This is a genomic window from Cupriavidus gilardii, from assembly GCF_017598945.1.
GTDB lineage: Bacteria > Pseudomonadota > Gammaproteobacteria > Burkholderiales > Burkholderiaceae > Cupriavidus > Cupriavidus gilardii_E.
Genome location: NZ_JAGFTW010000055.1, coordinates 1 through 16,642, shown reverse-complemented (window position 1 = coordinate 16,642; position 16,642 = coordinate 1). Strand labels below are relative to the sequence as shown.

Genomic DNA, 16,642 nt, shown 5'->3' with positions numbered 1-16,642 from the left:
CGATCTCCCGTGTCAGTGCTCGTGCCCGGCAGCGTCCTTGCCGAGATCGGACTTCAGCACGAAGCTGTTGCGTGCGGCATAGCGTGCGCCCGGGCGAAGGCCGTCGCGGATCTCGACCAGATGGCCGTCGCTGCGTCCCGGCACGACGCGCTGCGCGACAAACCCCGTCGGGCCGGCGACGAACACCACGCTGTTGCCGTCCACGTCCTGGATCGCATCGGCCTGCACCGCGACCGGCACCGCCACCTTGGCGGTCAGCACCTCGACCGTGACGAACAGTCCCGGGCGCCAGGCCAGATTCGGGTTCGTCAGCGTGACGCGGGCCTTGGCGGTGCGGGTCTGCTCGCCCAGCAGCGAGCCGACATACGAGACCTTCCCTTCCGCCTTGCCGTCGGACGCGGCAGAACGGATCCGCGCCGTCTCGCCGACGCGCACCTGCTCCAGATCCTTGGCGGCGACGACGAATTCCGCCCAGACGGTCGACAGGTCCGAGATCGTGAAGATATTGGCGTTGTCCGCGACGGCCTCGCCCAGCGCCAGGTGCTTTTCGACGATGACGCCATCGAATGGCGCGCGCAGCTCGAACTGATTGAGGCGGGAAGCAGAGGCCGTCGCGCCAACCGCCGTCAGCTTCTGCTGAGCGTTCTGCACGGCGATGCGGGCCTCCTCCAGCGCCGCCTTTGCCTGCAGGTAGTCCTGCTCGGCGGAGATTTTCTCCTCCCACAGCTTGCGTTCGCGCTGATAGGTCGCGCGAGCCAGCTCCATGCGGCGTTGCGCGGCCAGCAGCTCGCTGCGCTGATCCGACAGCGCGGTGCTGGCGATCACCGCCAGCAGCTGCCCCTTCTTCACCTGCTGGCCGAGCGTGGCCGGCACGCTCTCCGCAACACCGGCCAGGCGCGGCACGACGTGGGCGGTGCGGTCCTCGTTGAAGCGGATTTCGCCGGGGAACTGCAGGGTGGACTGGATCGTCGCCGGGCCCGCCGTTTCGATCGCGATGCCGGCGCGCTGAATCTGTTCGTCGGTCAGCGCCATGGGTGCGTTGCCGTCGGCATGCTTGCGTGCGGCCGGCGTTGCGGCCGATGCGGATGCGGATGCGGATGCGGAAACGGATGACTGCTCGGCGCCATGTCCATGCGCGTCGCCGTGGTCCCCGTGCGGGTCCGCGGAGCCCGAGCGGCCGGTCAGCAGCACGGCCGCCGTCGCCAGCGTGCCGACCGCGAGAATGGCCGCGATGGCGGCCTTTTGCTTCGGTGTGATTGCCATGATCGAAATCGGTCTGGGTTAGCGGCCGACGATGCGGTCGATGATGGTGGCCGCCTGATAGGCGCGGCCCAGCACGCCGAGGTAGCGGATGCGTGCCTGGAACAGCGTGCGCTGGGCGTCCAGCACGTTCAGGAAGTCGAATTTGCCGGCCTCGAAGCCGCGCGTGGCGGCCTCGTAGGCGCGCTCTGCCGCGGGCAGCACGGTGCTTTTGAGCGTCTGCGCCGAGGTTCGCGATACCGCCAGCTCGTTGCTCGCCTGTTGCAGCGCGTTGGTCAGCCGGATCCGTTCGGCGAGCAGTTCGTCCGCGGCCTTGTCGGCCCGGCGGATCGATTCGTACAGATTGCCCTGGTTGCGGTCGAACAGCGGCAGCGGGAGCGCCACGCCGAGCACCGGCATCGTCCGATTGGCCTCGTTGTCGCGCTTCGTCCCCACGCTGACGGTGATATCGGGATAGCGGCGGCTGCGTTCGACATCGACCAGCGCCTGCCGCCGCCCCACTTCGAGACGGCTCGCCAGCAGCAGCGGCGAGTCCTCCAGCGCGGCCAGCAACTGCTCCGGCGCGGGACGGGACGGCAGCGCATCGAGATCGCCGCGAACTTCGGTGAATTGCGGCGCGGCATTGCCCCACAGCGCGGCCAGCGCCTGCCGGGACGACTGCAGTTCCGCGCTGGCATCGGCCAGTTCGAGTTCGGCATTGGCCTGCTCGACCGCGGCGCGGGTCTCCTCGAGCGGCGAGACCTTGCCCGCGGCGACCCGCCTGGCCGCGGCGTCGGCGCCCTTGCGCGCGATGTCCACCGAGGCGCTGGCCAGCCTGACCCGCTCCTGCGCCACCAGCACGCCGAAGAAGGCGGCGATCACGGTGGCACGCAGATCGGCCTGGGTGCTGCGCCATTGCGCCTGGGCGACATCGCGCCCCCGTTCGGCGGCGGATATCCGCGCGGCGCGCTTGCCTCCCAGTTCGATCGGCAGATTGATCTGGGCCGTGGTGGCGCGGGTCTCGCGCCGCGTGTCCTCGACGGCGACCGCCACTTCGGGATTGCGGAAGGTCCGCGCTTGCAGGATCGCGCCCTCGGTGGCATCGACCTCCCTGGTCGCGGCGGAAAGCGAGAAATTGCCCGCAGCGGCGAGCGCCAGGGCCGTGTCGAGCGTCAGCGGCTCAGCGGCCTCGCGTGGCCATGCGGATGGGTCCGGCGCGGGCGGGTGTGGCCGCGGCTGTGCGCCCGTCCAACCGGGGACATAAAGAATGGCCGCCATACATAGCGGCGCGATAAATCGTCGCATCGAATTGCACCTGGAAAAGAGACCAAGGGAATCCGGCGAGACGGGAATTCAGCGGGGAATCAAATGGAACCGGTCGTCTCGCCGCTCAAGCGAGACGAAGCCACTGCGGGCGATCGGGGGCGCGGGGATGCAGCGAGGTGTAGTGCAAATCGTGCGCGGCCAGCACGGTCCGAGGCAGGCGCAGCGCCGGCAGGACCGCCGCCTCGGGACAGGCGAATGGCAGCGAAGCGAGATGGCAGGTACCGCAGTCGGGGTCGAACAGGCCCTTGGCGTCGGTGCCGCGATCGGCGTCGGCCTTGTTGTCGGCCTTGCTGTCGGCCTCGCCCGCGGCTGAGGCACTGCCTTCGCCGCGATGCTCGTGCTGATGATGGCCCAGATGCCATGTTGCCGCCGGCCGCTGCTCGTGCTGGCAATACGCGGTAGCCGCGGCCCAGGCGGACTGGAGCGGCAACAGCAATACCAGCAGGATCAGGAAAAATCGGCGCATCGACGATTGGGCAAAGGCTGCGGGCGGCGGAGGACAAGGCGCCTCCGCGAGCGGCACAGTGTACCAAACACCCGCCCGCCCCTGCCGATGCGCTGCTGCAGGACGGCATCAAGCCTGCGCGTCCGGATCTCCGTGTACCGCCCAGGCGCGCAGCTTGCCAAGAAAGATGTCGACGACCCTGGCCGCGTTGCCATCGGAAAACCCGGCGCTATGCGGCGTCACGATGACGTTGGGCATGCCCCACAGCGGCGAATCGGCCGGCAGGGGCTCGTGGGCGAACACATCGAGGTAGGCCCCGGCGAGCCTGCCCGCGCGCAGCGCCGCAATCATGGCCGGCTCGTCGACGACTTCGCCGCGGGCGACGTTGATCAGGTGTGCACCCTCCGGCAAGCGGGCCAGCGCGTCGGTGCCGATCAGGCCCCGTGTCTCGTCGCTCAATGGACAGGCCAGCACCACCCAGTCGGTGCGCGGCAGTACCTCGGCCAGCGTCCGATATGTCACGGTCCGATAGTCGGGGCCGGCGGATTCGGGGCGCTGCCGCACCGCCACCACCTGCATGCCGAGGGCGTGCAGCACCGCGCCGATCTGCCGGCCGATCGGTCCCCAGCCGACGACGGCGGCGGTCTGCCCGTGCAGGTCGCGCGGCATGCCGGTGGCGATCAGCGGCGCCCATTGCCGTTCCCGCTGCGCTGCCTGCATCCGCGGAAAATGTCGCGCCAGCGCCAGCAGGCCGGCCAGCGCGGTCTGCGCCACCACGCCGGCATTGGCACCGGACGACGTGGTCACCTTGACGCCGCGTTGCCGCAACTGGATGTAGACCGGCCGGTCGGCACCGGCGGAATGCACATGGGTCCAGCGCAGCGACGGCGCCTCGAGCAACGCGGTGTAGAAGCGCTGCGTCGACGGCAATACCTCGTGCTTGGTCGACAGGCCCGTGATATCGCGCGAGACGAACGCGATATCGGCGTCGACCGTGCGGGGCTCATCGATGGCGGGCGCAAGCACCGCGGTCCAGGGACGGTCCTGCAGCACCGCGGCGATGGCGTCGCCATGAGCCCGCAGGGCCGGCTCGGACAACAGGATGCGCAGGGGCGCGGGACGCGAAGAGGCGGTCATGGTGTCGGCGTATCGAATGGAGGCCTCAGTCTACCGACGCGCCCGACGCACGCACGACGACCTTCCACTTCTCGTATTCGGCGCGGGTGAACTTGCCGAACTGCTGCGGGGACCCGCCGACCGGATCGGCGCCTTCGCGGATCATCTGTGCCTGCAGCGACGGCAGCACCTCGTTGACCGCGCGGTTGATCTGCATCACGACGGCCTCTGGCGTGCCCTTGGGCGCGAAGAAGCCAAACCACGAACCGGCCTCGAAGCCGGGGAAGCCCTTCTCGGCGACCGTCGGCAGCTCGGGCAGCGAGCGCGAACGCTTGGCGCTGGTCACCGCCAGCGCGCGCAGCTTGCCGCTCTGGATGTGCGAGATCACCGACGGGATAGTGGCGAACATGAATTGCACGCGGCCCGACAGCAGGTCGTTCAGCGCGTCGGCGCCCTTGTAAGGAATGTGCGTGGCCGGTGCGCCGATCCGTTCGGTCAGCATGAACCCGGACAGGTGCGAGGACGTGCCCACGCCCGTCGAGCTGTAGTTGAGCTTGCCGGGGTTGGCCTTCAGATAGGCGACGAATTCGTCGAGGTTCTTGACGGGCAAGGACGGATGCACCACCAGCACGTTCGGCACATCGGCGATCTGCACGATCGGCACCAGATCGGTCAGCGGGTCGTAGCTCAACCGCTTGTACAGCGTCTGGTTGATCGAGATCGGCCCGACCGAATTGACCAGCAGCGTATAGCCGTCGGCCGGCGCGCGGACGACGAACTCCGTGCCGATATTGCCGCCGGCGCCGGGACGGTTATCGACGACGAACGACTGCTTGAAACGCTGCGCCAGCTGCTGGCTGACATTGCGCGCCAGGATGTCGGTGGTGCCGCCCGGGGTAAAGGCCACCACCACGCGCACCGGCTTGGTGGGATAGTCGGCCGCCTGCGCTTGCGGGGCCAGCGCCGCGGCGGCGGCGATCAGCGCCGGCGCGATGGCGCGGACGATTGGTTGGGTCAAGCGAAACATCGTTTGTCTCCTCGTTGCTTGTGTTTGTGGCAGCGCGATGTGGGTGGCGGGCGTGAAGCGGTTGGTGGCGTCAGGCGGCAGCGGCACGTCGGGCGCTGTGGCTGCCCTCTCCCCGGCCCTCTCCCGCAAGCGGGAGAGGGAGTACACCTAAGGCATGCGACAGGCGCCACTCCCCTGCAAGCCGGAGCGGGAATACACCTCCGGCGTGCGATACGTGGCTCCCCTCTCCCGCTTGCGGGAGAGGGGTTGGGGGAGAGGGCAACCCCGTCACCTGGGACGTCGCTCATTCCCGATAGCTCGGATCGATCCGATCCAGCTTGCGCAGCAGCGCGGGCCACTCCATCACGCCATAGGGCCGCCGCGTGCCGGGCTGGTAGTTGTTCCAGGTCGCCTCCAGCACGTCCTGGCCGACCTCCCGCAGCGGCGTGTTGCACGACAGCGCACCGATCTGCGCGCGGCAGGCCAGTTCGAGCCGGTGCATCCAGTTGAACGCCTCGCCGACGGTGTTGCCGACGGTCAGTGCGCCGTGGTTGCGCAGGATCAGCGCCTCGCTCTTGCCCAGGTCCTCGATCAGCGAGGCCTGCTCGGCGGTATCGAGCACCACGCCCTGGTAGTCGTGGTAGCCGATCTTCAGGAAGCGCATCGCGGTCTGCGTGATCGGCAGCAGCCCGCATTCCAGCGCGGACACCGCCATCGAGGCCCAGCTGTGGGTGTGAATGACACAGGCCACTTCCGGCCGTGCCTCGTGCACGGCGCTGTGAATCACATAGCCCGCCTTGTTGATGCCGTAGTTCAGTGCGCCGAAATCGGGCCTGGAAAGGATGTTGCCGTCGTGATCGACCTTGATCAGGCTCGATGCGGTGATCTCCTCGTACATCATGCCGTAGGCGTTGATCAGGAACGCGTTCTCCTCGTCGGGCACGCGCACCGAGATATGGTTGGCCATCATGTCGGCCATGCCGTAGAGCTCCACCAGCCGATAGCACGCCGCCAGATCGACGCGCGCCTGCCATTCGGCATCGCTGCAACGGTCGCGCATCGAGGGGATGTTCAACACGCCAGGTTTGGTCATGGTCTGTCTCTCCTTGTGTTCTTTCTTGCGTACTTTCGATCGCCGGATCAGTCCGACCCCAAGGCCAGATCGCTGGGCCGGCGTTTTTCGATATGCCATTTGAGCAGCGCGGCGCTGCGATAGATGCCATGTGCGAACTTGCCATAGGGCAGCGTCAGGAACAGCGCCATCACGATCCCCAGATGCACCGCCAGCAGCGCCGCCATCGCGCCGGTATCGCGCCAGGCCAGCAGCGCCAGGCCGCTCGCGCTGGTCAGGAACAGCAGCGCGATGAAGCCGCGGTCCATCGGACGCTGGTCCGGATCGCCGGTACGCGGATCGCGCCGCAGGTTCAACCACAGCAGCCCCGCCGGACCGATCAACAGGCCGATGCCGCCCAGCGTGCCGAGCACCACCGGCAGACTGGTATACGCATACGGCGCGTGCAGGCCAAGCGCATAGTGATAGAACGTTGCCACCGTCGTCGCGGCGAAGCACAGCATGAAGCCGTAGAAGGTGAAATGGTGGAAGCGCCGGCGTGCCAGCGTGAAGGCGTCGTCCTCGTTGTTGCAGCCCTCGCCGTGGCCGCCGTCGAGATAGCGCAGCCGCAGCGCGTCATTGGCGGCGCCGGTGGCCGCCGCGGCGCGCGATTCGCCCGGACGCGTGCCCGGGGAAACCTGGCGCCAGAAGCGCGTCACGCCCACGCCAAGCGCAAGGATCGCGAACAGGAAGACGATGCCGAACATCGTCGCCAGCAGGTTGTGCGGGAAGATCGCGTAGAAGTTGCCGGCCAGCGGCTCGTGCCACAGGCCGCCGCCCATCGCCACCGCCATCAGTAGAAACAGCGCGAGGCCAGCGGCCAGCGCCAATGACGTGGTCAGCCCTGCGCGGCGATACAAGCCGCCGAGAACGGCAGGAAACGCGTAATCGCCATAGGTCTGCACGCGGACCTTGGACATCGCCTGCGGAATATTGACCGCGAACTCGTGCGGCGGCGCGTACTGGCACGCATGGAAACAGGCGCCGCAGTTGTGGCACAGGTTCGACAGGTAGTGGATATCGGCCTTGCCGAATTCGAGCCGGCGTGTCATCGCCGGAAACACCGCGCAAAAGCCCTCGCAATAGCGGCAGGCATTGCAGATCTGCAGCGTTCGCGCGACTTCGCTCTCATCGGCGGTCAGCGGCACCGCGGCCTGCGCCAGCGCCGCGGCTTCGCGCGTCAGGGCTTCAAGATGTTGCATGTTGCTGTTCCAGGGATTCGGTACGGGCGGGCGGGGCGGCGCTGCGTTGCGCGGCGGCGGCCTGGGCCGCCTGCGTGCCGGCGATGCGGCCGAACGCGGTGCCGATCGACATGCCGACGCCGGCGGTATAGCCCTTGCCGAGCACGTTGCCTGCCATCATCTCGCCCGCCACGAACAAATTGGCGCTCGGCTTGCCGCCGAAGTGCACGGCGGCCTTGTCGTCGACCTTCAGGCCGAGGTAGGTGAACGTGATGCCCGGCCGCAGCGCGTAACCGTAGAACGGCGGCGTGTCGATCGGGCGCGCCCAGTGCGTCTTCGCGGGCGTCAGGCCCTCGGTGTGGCAATCGTCGAGCACCGTGTGGTCGAAGGTGCCGACGCGGCAGGCCGCGTTGTAGTCGCCGACGGTGCGCATGAAGGTCGCCTCGTCGAGGCTGAGCTTGCGTGCCAGCTCGGGCAGCGTGCGGGCCGTGACGCCAGGGAATACGGGCGGCATGAAGCGTCCGATCGCCTTCGCATCGATGATCGAGTAGCCGATCTGCCCGGGCTGTTGCGCCACCAGACGCCCCCAGATGGCGTAGCGCTTGGGCCAGAAGTCCTCGCCCTCGTCGTAGAAGCGCTGGGCATTGGCATTGAGCACTACGCCCAGCGAGACGCAATCGATGCGCGTGCAGATGCCGCCGTCGTACAGCGGCGCGCGCGCGTCGATCGCCACGCAGTGCGATTGCGAGGGATCGCCGATGGCGTCCGCGCCGGCGTCGATCATGTACTTGAGCAGCACGCCCTGATTGAAGCGCGTGCCGCGGATCAGGAAATTGTCGGCCGGCCATTCGCCGCGCTCGTTCTGACCCCAGGCCTCGCGCAGCCACTCGCGGTTCGATTCGAAGCCCCCGGCAGCCAGCACGCAGGCGCGCGCCTCGATGCGCTCGCTGCCGATACGTGCCGCGACGAAGCGATCGCCGTCGAGCTCGACGGCATCGACCGGCGCCTCATAGCGGATCCGCACACCAAGCTTCTCTGCGCTGCGGTAATAGGCATTGACCAGCGCCTTGCCGCCGCCCATGAAGAAGGCGTTGGTGCGGGCCACATGCAGCGCGCCCGACAGCGGCGGCTGGAAGCGAACGCCATGGCGCCGCATCCAGTCCCGGCAGCTCGACGAGGCGCGGATGACCAGGCGGGCCAGGTGCTCGTCGGTGATGCCGCCGGTCACTTTCAGCAGATCCTGCCAGTATTCCTCTTCGGGATAGGCGTCGACCAGCACGTCCTGCGGCGCGTCATGCATGCAGCGCAGATTGCGGGTGTGCTGCGAATTGCCGCCACGCCATTCGCGCGGCGCGGCCTCGAGCAGCAGCACGGAGGCACCGGCTTCGCGCGCCATCAGCGCGGCGCACAAGGCGGCATTGCCGCCGCCAATGACCAGGACGTCGATCATGCGGCGTCCTCGGATAAGGGCATGGGGAAGAAAGGCACGGTTCGGTCGTATCGATGTTTGACGCGACTCTACCGATACCTTCGGGCGCTGCTAAGGCGCCGGATGGAATGGGGGGTTCACGATTTGTGAAGAGTGCGGCTGGACGCCGCTGCAAAGCCTTGCAGGACCGGGAATCGGCGAGTCAGACCGTCGCATGTGCCGTTCCGGATATCCGCTTCTGGTCAGCTTTCCTCGACATTGTATTTGGCAGAACCGGACACTAAGCTCGACCTACGCATGCATGTCGGCACAAGCCCCAAGCGGCTTGCAATCCCCCACGACTCACTACGAACGAGGAGTCGACGACATGAACATCCTACGGCGATGGCCCAGGATGGCGCTCGCGTGCGCCATGCTTGCGGCCCTGACAGCATGCGGCGGCGGCCACGACGATGACGACGGTCCCGAAGCGGCACCGACCATCCAGCTGCTCTCATCCTCCCCCGACTACGTGACCGGCGGCAACGCGTTGATCGATATCACCGTGCCGCGTCACATCAAGCTCGATCGCCGCCCGCTGCAGATCCAGCTCAACGGCGACGACGTGACGCGGGAATTCCGCCCGCTGCTGGACGACCTGCGCCATTTGCAGGCGGTAGTGACCGGCCTACGCAATGGCGAGAATACGCTGACGGCGAAGATCGGCCGCGAAACGGCCACGCTGAAGATGACCAACTACCCGATCACCGGCCCGGTGATCTCGGGGCCGTGGCAAACGCCGTTCATCTGCCAGACCGACAGCTTCGTGCTACCGGATGGCTCGCGTCTCGGTCCGCCGCTCGACGCCAATTGCAGCGTGACCACGCGCGTGCACTACGTCTACCAGAAGAACACCGGCGGCGCGCTGGTGCCGATGCCGAGCACCACGTCCCTGCCCGCCGATGTCGCCAGCACGACCACGCTGGATGGCCGCACCGTGCCCTTCGTGGTGCGCGTGGAAACCGGCACGGTCAATCGCGGCATCTACCAGAATGCGGTGCTGCACGATCCCACCAGGGAGTCGGCCCCCACGCCGCTCAAGCCGCCGAAGGCGTGGAACAAGCGGCTGATCGCGGTCGAGGGCTTCGGCTGTCCGGGCGGCTGGTACATCCAGGGCGCGGCGCAGGGGAATATCTCGGTCGCGGGGTTCGACTTCACGCTGCTCAATGTCAGGCGGCTCGGCGAGGGCTACGCCATGTTCGCCAATACGCTGCAGCACGCGTCGAACAACTGCAACGCGGTGCTGGCCAGCGAGGCGGCGATGATGTCGAAGGAGGCGGTGATCGAGACCTTCGGTGTGCCGGTCTTCACCGTCAGCGCCGGCTGCTCGGGCGGTTCCTACGGCAGCTCGCAACCGGCCGACCGCATTCCCGGCCTGTTCGACGGCGTGCTGATCGCCTGCACCTTCCCCGACCCGCTGTCGATCGCGCTGTCGGGCTCGGACGGGCATCTGATTACCCACTACCTGATGGGCAATCCGAACGCGATGACGGACGCGCAGATCGCCGCGGTGACCGGCTACAAGAGCCGCAAGGCCTTCGAGGATGCCGCCAATCAGGCCGGCCGTACCGATCCGGTGCCGGCGCGTCAGGACTTCCCGGGCTACAACTCGGGCGTGTTCAATGCCGCCGTGCCGCAGGAGCTGCGCTATCACCCGGTCAACAATCCGACCGGCGCGCGGCCGACGGTGTACGACGCCGCCAGGAACATCTACGGCATCGACAAGGCCACCGGCTTCGCGCTGCGTCCGTTCGACAACGTCGGCGTGCAGTACGGGCTCGCGGCGCTGAACGGCGGCGCGATCACGGTCGATCAGTTCCTCGACCTGAACGAAAAGGTGGGCGGCTACGATCAGGATGCCAACTATGTCCCCGCCCGCTCGCTCGGCGACCTGGGTGCCATCCTTCGGGCGCAGCAGTCCGGCCTGCAACTGGGCGGCAACGGCGGTCTCGCGACGATTCCCGTGTTCGACGTGACGGGGACCTATAACGAGGACACCGCCTATCACTACCAGTGGTTCCATTTCGCGCAGCGCGAGCGGATGCTCAAAGCCAACGGCGATACCGCCAACCACGTGATGTGGCGCGGCAACCCGGTGCCGGCCGATACCGCATGGGACACCTTCATCCGCTGGGTCGCGGCCTACAAGGACGACAAGTCGCCGACGCCGCAGAAGCAACGGGTCGTTGCCCACAAGCCCCAGAACGCGGTCGACGGCTGCTGGCGGTCCCAGACCGATTTCGTGGCCGAACCGCAGACCCTGAGCAGCGCCCCGGATACGACCTGCAACTCGCTGTTCCCCTCGTGGACCGCGCCCCGCATCGCAGCGGGCGGCCCGATTTCGGGCGACGTGATGAAGTGCACGTTGAAGCCGGTCAATCCTGCCGACTACAGCGTGCCGTTCACGCCCGACCAGCTGAACCGGCTGCGCGCGATCTTCCCCACCGGTGTCTGCGATTGGAGCCAGCGCGGGGTCAATCAGACTGGCGTGGTGCCGAATGGGTCGTTCGGACCTTCGCCGGTGAATCTGGTGTTTGATATTACGAAGTCTTGAGTCTTGAGAGGTGGCAGTGCGTACGGGAGCAGGCCGGTTCGGCCGCTCCCGTACCGAGCGGCATGCCGAGGCTCAGCACCGCTCTGCGTCAATGCCATGGGCGGTACGACGCAGCCGCCGCCCCTGAACAACACGACTAAGATCGCCGGTAAGCGCCTCTTCAACGCACTTCTCTACCGTTTCAATTGCGTAACGCTCGCAGATCGCCGCCCAGCATCCCGTTCGGAACGCTTCCAGGATGATGTTGGTGTCGACGAACACCCTGACCTTGGCCATGCGATGTCGGCCCTCATAGCTCGAACGGTGCAGACAGCGAATGCTCGACGAACAGGTCGCTCAGCATCGGCAGGCTCATGCCCATCGCCTTGGCCGCCTTGCGTGCAGAGAGTTGGCCGCGGTCGATGGCGCTGTGCAGCATGCTGACGAAGCTGTCGGAGAATCGCTTCGGTGCACGACCTGAACAAGGCCGCTGACGCTGCTTGCGAAGCTCGTCCCGCGTAGCAGCGTCGATACGCTTCATGTTGTACAAACGCCAGGCCAGCGCCATGGGACAAACGCGCAATTCAGCTGCGACATCGACGAGATGGCCGATATCCGAGCATCGCCTCGGGTCGATCAGTTGCTGCAGAGACTGGCTCGGCATCAGCAACGCCGCGGCGAAATTGTCCGCGAGTTGTTCGATGCGTTTTGCCCGGCCGCGTGCTTCGAACGAGTTCGACTCTCGGTGATCGGGCTTCATGGCGTCCCATGTCAGCGCATGGAACAGTTCGTGAGCGAGATCGAAGAAGCGACGAGCCTCGGATTCGTTGCGATTGATCAGGATCACGCCAAGGTCCTGCAAGTGGCAGGTGGCGCCGGAAATGGAATCGCCTGCCGACGTTTCGACGGCGTCAACGTACAGGACCGGAATATCCAGCTCGCGTTCGATCCGCTCTGCAAGCCGCTCGGCCGGAACCTTGCCGAGGTCCAGCGCGACCACCAATGCCTCGGCGCGGGCGATGGCATCCTCGAAGGAGGACTGCGCACCAAGACGCAAACTGTGCTTGAGCGGATTCGGCCGGCCGCCCTGCCCCTCGCGCAACCAGCGCAGCAGACCAATCCATTTCCCTGCTTTGGACTCGAATCCATCGAGCCCTTCTTCGGGCACACCTGGCGCTGCCCGCCAGGAGAACTGTGCCTCCCCCGCGACGGCAAACGGGTCGAGAAAAAAATCGAGGTCGCGGTGGAGCAGTTCGGACAGGGCGAGCATCTCGTCGGACTTCACCGCACGCTTGCCGTTTTCGATATCGGACACCGACTGTCGATCGTTCAAGCCTAGTGCCTGCGTCAGCTGGTCCTGCGTCCAGCCCTTCGCCTCGCGTGCCGCCTTGACGCGGTAGCCGATCAGCTTCTGCGAGATTCGTTCGAGCATCGCGATTCCCCCGGTGAGCTCAAATCCTACTCTTGCGAAATTGGTTTCGCAAGATATAGTCGCACATTCCATTTCGCAACCGGCATTAAAGCGCTTTACTCGGCGCTTATGACGCATCGCCATGACTTGATGGAACATCGGGGTGCTATCGTCAGCACTTGGCGTCAATTGCCACAGGCACTACATGTTGGAGGAGACAATCTTGAAGCCACGCATTATCTGGGTCGCAGCCATCGCCCTGGCGGCCAGCGCCGCGGCACATGCCGCCTACCCCGAACGTCCGATCAAGCTGATCGTCCCGTTCCCGCCGGGCCAGGCGACCGACATCTTTGCGCGGGCGCTTGGCGAGCGGCTGGGCAAGCAACTGGGGCAATCGGTAGTGGTGGAGAACCGCGCCGGCGCCGGCAGCAACATCGGGATGGAACTGGCCGCTCGCGCGGCGCCCGATGGCTATACGCTGGTGATGGCCGGCAGCGCGATGGCGATCAATCAGACGCTCTATGCGTCGATCGGCTACGATCCGCGCCGCGATTTCCAGGCGATCTCGGGTGTGTTCTCCGTGCCGTTGGTCTTCCTGTCGACGCCGCAGTCCGGCATCGCCTCGCTGCGCGATCTGATCGGCAAGGCGAAGGCGGCGCCGGGCAAGCTGAGCTACGCCAGCGCCGGCATCGGCGGCACGCAGCATCTGTCGGCCGAGATGTTGAAGGCGCGCGCCGGCATCTTCATGGTCCATATCCCGTACAAGGGCAGCGGCCCCGCGCAGGCGGACTTTCTCGGCAATCAGATTCCCGTGATGGTCGACTCGATCACCGCGGCCCTGCCGCTGATTCAGTCGAAGAAGGCCGTACCGCTGGCGGTCACGGCGGGCAAGCGGGTACCGCAGCTGCCGAATGTGCCGACCGTGCAGGAACAAGGGGTGGCCGACTTCGAGGCCCTGGGCTGGGCGGTGCTGATGGCGCCGGCCGGCACGCCGCCGGCCATCGTGTCGCAACTGAACGCCGAAACGGTGAAGGCGCTGCAATCGCCGGAGCTGCAGAAATTCATCGTCGACCGCGGCTCGGAGCCGATGCCGATGTCGCCGGAGCAGACCGCGCGTTTTGTCGACAGCGAGATCCGCAAATGGTCGACGGTGGTCAAGCGTTCGGGGGCGAAGGTCGATTGATACGGTTGCAGCGATGTCCCGCGCGGGGCGACAAGCGCCCGCGCGGGACGTGACGCATCAGTTCTGCGCGATCGCGGAACCGTGCTGCGCCAGCGGGGTGACCTTCATTTCCATATACGGATACAGCGGCAGCGAAGTCAGCAGCGCGTGCAGCTCGTCGTTGTCCTTGACATCGAAGATGCTGACATTGGCGTACTGGCCCACCACGCGCCACAGATGGCGCCACTTGCCTTCGCGCTGCAGCTGTTGCGACAGCGCCTTCTCGTCGGCCTTGAGCTTGTCGACGAACTGCGGGTCGGCCGACTGGGGAATGCGGACGGTCATTTCGACCATGAACAGCATGGCCATCTCCTGCGGGTAGCGATAGGATCAGAGACAGCAGACGCCGTCGAGATAGGCCTTGCGCCAGCGCGTGATCCGCACTTCGGCAAACAGCCCGGCCCGGTGAAACGGATCGGCTTCGATCAGCGCCTGTGCGGCCTCGCGCGTATCGACATCGACGATATAGAGGCCGCCGCCCGCATCGCTGCCATCGTCGTTCAGCTTGGCGCCGCAAGCCAGCAGCAGCGACTTGTTGGCCTCGAGAAACTCCAGATGCGCCGGCCGCTGCGCCTTGCGCACGTGCAGGTGATCGGGCTTGTCGAACGTCTCGATGATGTAGGGCATGGTGTCTCCTGTTGTGTTGTCGGGAAGTGCGGCCGCGGATCGTCAAGCAGATCGTCAGGCAGGATGATGCCTGAAATCGTCCCGATACTCAGCGCACGGGTCGATGCGCGCCTCCGGGGCATGGGCCCATGCGACCTCGATCCATCGGCGCGCTATCGCAGGCCCAGCATCCGCTCGATGTCGAGCATCAACGCCCGCAACTGGGGCCCCGCCTGCTTCTCGACGGCGGCGAAGCTGCCCTGCCCGACCGGCACGCCGCAGTTCAGCACGAACAACTGCGAACCGACCGGCTGGGACATCGGCACCGCAAAGCCGTAGACCTCCGGCCGCCATTCGGCGCGGTTGGCACAGTAGCCTTGCCGCTCGAGATCGCGGCGGGCGTCGGCGAGCCGCGACTGGGCGCGCGCGAAGGCCTCGCGGTCCTGCAGCCGCAGCTGGTTCAGCACCGCATCGCGTTCGTGCGCCGGGGCGCGGCACAGCCAGGCGCGGCCGATGGCGGTCGTCAGCATCGGCAGCGCGGCCCCGATCTCGGGCGTCACGATCAGGCTGTCGGTCGAGCGTGCGGTCTCGACGTAGATCATCTGCGTGCGATCCCGGATGCCGAGCGACACCGCGCCGGCCAGCCGGTCGGCCAGCGCCTTCATCAGCGGGCGCGCCAACTGCCGCAGGTGCATGCTGGCCAATAGCGGATAACCCATCGACAGCACCGCCGCCCCGAGACGGTATTTGCGCAGCGCCGTGTCATGACGCAGATAGCCGAGCGCCGTCAGCGTGTGCGTGAGCCGGGCAACGGTGGTCTTCGACAGCCCGGTGCGCTGCACGAAATCTCCGTTGCCGAGCATCGCATCGCCGCTGTCGAAGGCAAGCAGAATGTCGATGCCGTTCGCCAGCGTGGCCGCGAACTGCCGATCCTTCTCGGCCGGTTCGCCTGAGCGGAACGGAGACTGCGCGGCGGTGGCACGGGCGCCGGGGCGCGTCATCGGGACTTCCCCACTGCGGCCTCGACCTTGGCGATCATCCTCAGCAGGCGCGGCCCCATCTGCCGCTCGAGCTTGCGCGGGGTCATCCGCACGCCAAGCACGCCGCAATTGAACACCATGACTTCTCCATCGATGCGCGTGGGCAGCGGCGCCGCAACGGCATGGATGTCGCTCTGCCATTCGCCGCGCGACGTGCAAAAGCCGAGGTCCGCCATCTCTACCCGCGCGCGTTCCAGTGCTGGCGACTGATGTCGAAATTCCGCCGGATCGGTCTTGCGCAGTGCAGCCAGCACCGGCCCGCTTTCCTGCGGCGACGCCTGGCATAACCACGCCCTGCCGATCGCGGTCGGCAGCATCGGCAGCGTCGCGCCGATATCGGGGCGAAACGCCAGCGCATCGTGGCCGCGGCTGGTCTCCACATAGACCATTTGCGTGCGGTCGCGCAGGCCCAGCGATACCGATCCGTCGATCTCGTCTGCGAGCTGCTTCATCAGCGGCCGCGCCAATTGCCGGATGCGCAGCGTGGCAAGCAGCGGGTAGCCCAGCGCCAGCGTCGTCGAGCCGAGGCGATAGCGGCGCAACTGCGCGTCGTAGCGCAGCAGACCGCGCGCCGCCAGCGTGCAGGTCAGCCGGCTGACCGTCGCCGGCGACAGCCCGGTGCGCTCGGCCAGTTCCTTGTTGCTGAGCACGCTGTCGCCGATGCCGAAGCACTGCAGCAACGACAGTCCGTGCGCCAGCGTGGTGGCGAAGGCCGGGTCGGGGTGATGAGGGCGTAAGGCCATCGTGGGCGGCGATGCGGGGATGCGTTGGGGACAGTGGCGGTGCGCCGCGCGCATCGCCTCGTTGGGCTCGATCATAGCGCGCCGCGCCGCCGGGCTAACGCGCCGTTGTTCAAGATAGCGAAACAACGATCCACTATTTGCCGCTGCATTGCTACGCTGCCTTCCACCCGATACCGGCCCGCCCGTATGTCCCCC

Annotated in this window: 16 protein-coding genes; 2 read left to right on the top strand and 14 right to left on the bottom strand. The window is 66.8% G+C overall.

Annotated elements, in window-relative coordinates; translation table 11 throughout:
* Nucleotides 1-12: 12 nt before the first annotated feature.
* The 8 genes from J5T34_RS20030 to tcuA form a co-directional block, all read right to left on the bottom strand.
* On the bottom strand, nt 13-1,263 hold the full coding sequence (locus J5T34_RS20030) for an efflux RND transporter periplasmic adaptor subunit (RefSeq protein WP_208582292.1): 1,251 nt from the start codon (nt 1,261-1,263) through the stop codon (nt 13-15).
* Between the two features lie 18 nt (nt 1,264-1,281).
* Nucleotides 1,282-2,544 (bottom strand): TolC family protein, encoded by a 1,263-nt coding sequence (locus J5T34_RS20025; protein ID WP_208582290.1) that lies wholly within the window; start codon nt 2,542-2,544, stop codon nt 1,282-1,284.
* 85 nt (nt 2,545-2,629) lie between these two features.
* Nucleotides 2,630-3,031 (bottom strand): cation efflux protein, CzcI family, encoded by a 402-nt coding sequence (czcI, locus tag J5T34_RS20020; RefSeq protein WP_208582288.1) that lies wholly within the window; start codon nt 3,029-3,031, stop codon nt 2,630-2,632.
* Nucleotides 3,032-3,139: 108 nt separating this feature from the next.
* Nucleotides 3,140-4,147 carry a D-2-hydroxyacid dehydrogenase gene (locus J5T34_RS20015; RefSeq protein ID WP_208582286.1) on the bottom strand — a complete coding sequence of 336 codons (1,008 nt, stop codon included), beginning with the start codon at nt 4,145-4,147 and terminating at the stop codon, nt 3,140-3,142.
* 25 nt (nt 4,148-4,172) lie between these two features.
* On the bottom strand, nt 4,173-5,153 hold the full coding sequence (locus J5T34_RS20010) for a tripartite tricarboxylate transporter substrate binding protein (protein ID WP_208582284.1): 981 nt from the start codon (nt 5,151-5,153) through the stop codon (nt 4,173-4,175).
* A 283-nt stretch (nt 5,154-5,436) separates the two neighbouring features.
* Nucleotides 5,437-6,225 (bottom strand): class II aldolase/adducin family protein, encoded by a 789-nt coding sequence (locus J5T34_RS20005; protein WP_208582282.1) that lies wholly within the window; start codon nt 6,223-6,225, stop codon nt 5,437-5,439.
* A 47-nt stretch (nt 6,226-6,272) separates the two neighbouring features.
* The gene (gene tcuB / locus J5T34_RS20000; protein WP_208582279.1) at nt 6,273-7,445 is read right to left on the bottom strand and encodes a tricarballylate utilization 4Fe-4S protein TcuB; all 1,173 of its coding nucleotides are present in this window, start codon (nt 7,443-7,445) and stop codon (nt 6,273-6,275) included.
* On the bottom strand, nt 7,432-8,874 hold the full coding sequence (tcuA, locus tag J5T34_RS19995; protein WP_208582271.1) for an FAD-dependent tricarballylate dehydrogenase TcuA: 1,443 nt from the start codon (nt 8,872-8,874) through the stop codon (nt 7,432-7,434). Before tcuA ends, tcuB begins: the two co-directional genes overlap by 14 nt.
* Before the next feature lie 391 nt (nt 8,875-9,265).
* Here tcuA and J5T34_RS19990 point away from each other — a divergent pair, with 391 nt between their 5' ends.
* Nucleotides 9,266-11,446, top strand: a complete 2,181-nt coding sequence (locus tag J5T34_RS19990; protein ID WP_208582269.1) for a DUF6351 family protein — start codon at nt 9,266-9,268, stop codon at nt 11,444-11,446.
* 72 nt (nt 11,447-11,518) lie between these two features.
* Here J5T34_RS19990 and J5T34_RS19985 read toward each other — a convergent pair whose 3' ends face one another.
* Together J5T34_RS19985 and J5T34_RS19980 are read right to left on the bottom strand one after the other, a co-directional pair.
* The gene (locus J5T34_RS19985) at nt 11,519-11,722 is read right to left on the bottom strand and encodes a hypothetical protein (protein ID WP_208582392.1); all 204 of its coding nucleotides are present in this window, start codon (nt 11,720-11,722) and stop codon (nt 11,519-11,521) included.
* 13 nt (nt 11,723-11,735) lie between these two features.
* Complete coding sequence (locus J5T34_RS19980) at nt 11,736-12,857, bottom strand: helix-turn-helix domain-containing protein (protein ID WP_208582267.1); 1,122 nt, start codon at nt 12,855-12,857, stop codon at nt 11,736-11,738.
* 184 nt (nt 12,858-13,041) lie between these two features.
* Here J5T34_RS19980 and J5T34_RS19975 point away from each other — a divergent pair, with 184 nt between their 5' ends.
* Nucleotides 13,042-14,019 carry a tripartite tricarboxylate transporter substrate binding protein gene (locus tag J5T34_RS19975; protein ID WP_208582265.1) on the top strand — a complete coding sequence of 326 codons (978 nt, stop codon included), beginning with the start codon at nt 13,042-13,044 and terminating at the stop codon, nt 14,017-14,019.
* A gap of 57 nt (nt 14,020-14,076) precedes the next feature.
* Here J5T34_RS19975 and catC read toward each other — a convergent pair whose 3' ends face one another.
* The 4 genes from catC to J5T34_RS19955 all read right to left on the bottom strand — a co-directional run bounded on the left by catC (nt 14,077) and on the right by J5T34_RS19955 (nt 16,447).
* On the bottom strand, nt 14,077-14,361 hold the full coding sequence (catC, locus tag J5T34_RS19970) for a muconolactone Delta-isomerase (protein WP_208582263.1): 285 nt from the start codon (nt 14,359-14,361) through the stop codon (nt 14,077-14,079).
* 27 nt (nt 14,362-14,388) lie between these two features.
* Nucleotides 14,389-14,685, bottom strand: coding sequence for a YciI family protein (locus tag J5T34_RS19965; RefSeq protein ID WP_208582260.1), 297 nt, complete (start codon nt 14,683-14,685; stop codon nt 14,389-14,391).
* A 152-nt stretch (nt 14,686-14,837) separates the two neighbouring features.
* A complete protein-coding gene (locus J5T34_RS19960; RefSeq protein ID WP_244259098.1) occupies nt 14,838-15,665 on the bottom strand; it encodes an IclR family transcriptional regulator in 828 nt (275 codons plus the stop codon).
* The gene (locus tag J5T34_RS19955) at nt 15,662-16,447 is read right to left on the bottom strand and encodes an IclR family transcriptional regulator (protein WP_208582372.1); all 786 of its coding nucleotides are present in this window, start codon (nt 16,445-16,447) and stop codon (nt 15,662-15,664) included. Before J5T34_RS19955 ends, J5T34_RS19960 begins: the two co-directional genes overlap by 4 nt.
* Nucleotides 16,448-16,642: the final 195 nt, after the last annotated feature.